Origin of the sequence: Robinsoniella sp. RHS (assembly GCF_001029355.1) — a bacterium.
Classification (GTDB): Bacteria; Bacillota; Clostridia; order Lachnospirales; family Lachnospiraceae; genus Robinsoniella; species Robinsoniella peoriensis.
This window is the reverse complement of record NZ_JNGB01000124.1, coordinates 1-3,700: the sequence shown is the minus strand read 5'-3', so window position 1 is coordinate 3,700 and position 3,700 is coordinate 1. Positions and strand designations below refer to the sequence as shown.

Below are 3,700 nucleotides of genomic sequence, written 5' to 3'. Positions count from 1 at the left end.
GTTTATTTATACATCCAATCAATCCGATGTACAGCAGACGGAGCCTCAGACAAATCCACCGGCGACGGAAGCACCAAATAACAATCCGGATAATAATACACCTGCTGCGCCAACAACTCCTGCAGCAAATAATACTCCGGCAACTACACCGCCAAATACCACACCAAATAATACAGTGGATAACAACGCAAATAATACTCCTAATAATGGTGAAAACAACCAACAGGCAGCACCGGATGAAAATAATCAGCCAGCTGCAAATGAGAATACGGTAGACATCCCGGATGAGCAGGTTCCGCTGGCGGATTCCCCTGAGACGGATTCTGAACAGGAAACGATCAGCATAGAAGACGAGGATGTACCGCTTTCAGCAGCTCCGGAGATCAAAAATGATTATACGGTTATATATATCATTCTTGGAATTCTGGCAGCAGCAGCGGCAGCTTTTGGAATTAAGACAGTTGTTTCCAGAAGACGTAAATAAAGGAATTAAATTATTAAGATTTATTAAAGATAGCAGTATAATGAGCCACGAAGCATTGCATCATATGAATATTAGTGCTATGATAAGATTAGAAAAATAATCGATATCCCATATCGCTGTTCTGATGATATGGGGTATTGGCATAAAATAATCAGAATGACAGGAATAATGTCTTATGGCTAATATGGAGAATAAATTGAACAAATTACAGGTGAAGATGTTTGGCGATTTTCATGTAACAGATGGAAAGAATATATTAAATGACGATAACATTCGTTCTGTCATGGTGACGAGGCTTTTGACATACTTTTTAAACAACAGAAACAGAATGATTCAGGTGCAGGAACTGGGTGATCTTCTATGGAATGAGGACGAAACGGATAATCAGGTAGGGGCATTAAAAAACCTGATGTATCGTCTTAGAAACATTATGAAGAAGTTACTGGGAAGTTCCGAATATATTCTGACAGGGCGTGGAGCTTATTACTGGAATCCGGATGTTACGGTAAAGGTGGATTGTGAAGAATTTGAAACCTGCTGTAAAAATGCCAAAAATCTGAAAGATGATATAGAAGACCAGATTGTTCAGTACCGCCGTGCAGTAGATCTTTATGCCGGTATGTACTTACCTAAGATTTCATCGGAACACTGGGTTATTTCTTTATCAGCCTATTATCATTCAATGTTTTTATCAGCCGTGAAGAGCCTGGCGGAACTATATGAAGAAGCCGGAAATTTTGAAGAAATGGAAAATGTCTGCAGTAAAGCAATTTCTATGGATTCGCTGGATGAATATCTGTATTATCTGCTGATTAAGTCATTGATTGGACAGCACAAAGAGAAGATTGCACAGGAATATTATACAAGAGCCGTAGAGCATCTGTATGAAAATCTGGGTGTCAAACCTTCCAGTCAGCTGGAAGAAATATATCAGTCGCTGTTAAACGAAATGAACAGTCAGGAACTGGATATTAAGAGAATTCAGGAGGATCTGTGCGAAGCGGCAAAACCCCAGGGTGTATTTCTGTGTAAGTATGGGATATTCCGTGAAATATACCGGCTGCAGGCAAGGCAGGCCCAGCGATTCGGAATGGCTGTCCATGTAGCGCTGATAACCATAAACCCTCCTCAGTACATAGAAAAGGGGACAGAAACATATCTGTCAATGCTGAAACGGGCTATGGATCATGTGAAAGATGCATTTGGATGTCTCCGGGCAGGAGATGTTGCAGCCAGATACAGCGGGTCACAATATGTTGTGCTGTTACCTACGTGTACATATGAATCCGGTAAGATGGTATTGAAGAGGATCGAAGACAACTTTTATAATTCTGCTAAATGGAAGAAATTTAACTTAAGAAGCAGTTTGGAAGAAATTAGTTTTGGAGATATAAGTAACGAATAGGAGGAGCATTTGTGGAAAATATACAGCCTTATTACTTGATGAATGCTCTTAGAATATGTATAGATGAAAAGAAAGATATTTATTTTCAGGGAAGGGCTTATACAAGGTTATCAAAAGATGAAATTAAGTTTCAGGATCTTTCCAGCCTTTTAATTGAAGTAGATAAGATCTTTGATGAAGCAGGTTATCCCCAGGCATTTCAGGAAAAAAGAAGTTTTCAAAAGGAGCATTCAAGATCTTTTTTCTCAATGAATCCCGGCAGTGAAAAGGATATTGATGAGATTTTAAATCAAAAAGGTGTCATAGCAACCTTTGATGTTATAGTTATCAGCAGGAGGCATTCTACCTGGCAAGGGGAGGTATATGGCCTGCAGAGAGAAAAACTGGGCAGCTTTGAAGGTGCCATTACAATGATAGATATATTAACGAGCAATATGGTGATATCAGATCAGTGATATCGCCATATTTTTTTGGAAAAATGTTTGCTGTGACCAGTCTGTGACTTGATTTTGATATAGTAAATCTATAAAACGAAGAATTAACGGGATAAGTTGATATTTGAAAGAGAATAGATAGTATATCAGAGGAGGATCCACATGAAGACAAGAATGAAAAAAAGATTAACCGCAATCCTTTTATGTATGGCCATGATCGTGACTACATTAGGTTCCAATGGAGTAGTACTGGCGGCGGATAATACTGATCATACAGAAGTCCCGGGGACGGCAGCAGAGGCTGAACAGGTCAACGAAGTAAGCCCGGCAGCAGAGACGATTGAAAGTGAAGCGGCTGCTGCTCAGACGGAACCTGTCGTAATGACAGAGATTCAAACAGAAGCTGCAGCAGTACCGGAAACGGAAATGAATTCCGAAGCAGGAACTGAAAATATTCCGGAGACAGAGATGTCCAGCGAAACAGAAGCAGAGAGCCAGGAAGAAATGCAATCCGAAATGACATCGGAGACAACAGAAACTGCTTCAACAGAAACAGAAAGCAGACCGGAAGAAATGCAGTCAAAATATCTTTTTGAAAATGAAGAGATGACAGCAGTAGTAGAATTGATGAATTCGGATACAGTACCAGCGGATGCGGTGTTAGAGGTAAAGCCAATCTTAAATAAAATGATTTCAGATAACAGCCCTGAAACAGATAAAGCTGAAAAAGCAGAGTATGACAAAATTAATACTTTATTAAATGAAAAAGCGGAAAAAGAAGCAGCACCAATCGATGGATTTAATGCTTATGCAATTCAGTTTGAAAAAGATGGTGTGATCTATCCGGTCAAAGATGAAATGAAAGTTTCCATTAATTTTAAAAACGCAGTTCTTCCTGAAACCTTCAGAACGGAAGAAATAAATTTAAAAGCGGTTCAGGCGCAGGTATTAAAGTTTACGGCAGATGAAAATGAAGCTGGAAAAACAAATGTAATTGATTTGAAAGAAAAAACAACAGTTTTAAATTGTAATTCCGATTTTGCAGTTAATGAAGTAGCATTTGAATCAGATAATGTAAGCCAGTTCGCAATTGCTTGGAATGGTGAGGATACAACAACAGAATATACATACGATGATGACCAGGTGACGGTAAAGGCTGTTTTAAGTGAAGCGGGGATACTTCCCAGAGGAGCAGAACTGAAAGTTGTCCCGGTAGTAGACAAAGAGGAACTGGATAGAGTAGAGAGCCTGTTAAATAACAATGCAAAAGCAGAAGATGATACAATAACAGGATTTCTGGCATATGATATTAGTTTTGTAAAAGATGGTGTTGAGGTGGAACCTTCCGGTGAAGTGGCAGTGACTATGGATTTTAAA

3 protein-coding genes and 1 pseudogene are annotated in these 3,700 nt (G+C 39.2%); all 4 read left to right on the top strand.

Features of this window, described 5'->3' with window-relative positions:
* A pseudogene (locus RHS_RS24995) lies at window positions 1-484 on the top strand (hypothetical protein); the annotation flags it as partial.
* Window positions 485-659: 175 nt separating this feature from the next.
* On the top strand, window positions 660-1,889 hold the full coding sequence (locus RHS_RS24990) for a BTAD domain-containing putative transcriptional regulator (protein WP_047834708.1): 1,230 nt from the start codon (window positions 660-662) through the stop codon (window positions 1,887-1,889).
* 11 nt (window positions 1,890-1,900) lie between these two features.
* Window positions 1,901-2,344 (top strand): hypothetical protein, encoded by a 444-nt coding sequence (locus RHS_RS24985; RefSeq protein ID WP_027295114.1) that lies wholly within the window; start codon window positions 1,901-1,903, stop codon window positions 2,342-2,344.
* A gap of 141 nt (window positions 2,345-2,485) precedes the next feature.
* On the top strand, window positions 2,486-3,700 hold a 1,215-nt coding region (locus tag RHS_RS24980; protein ID WP_047834707.1), incomplete at its 3' end, for a hypothetical protein.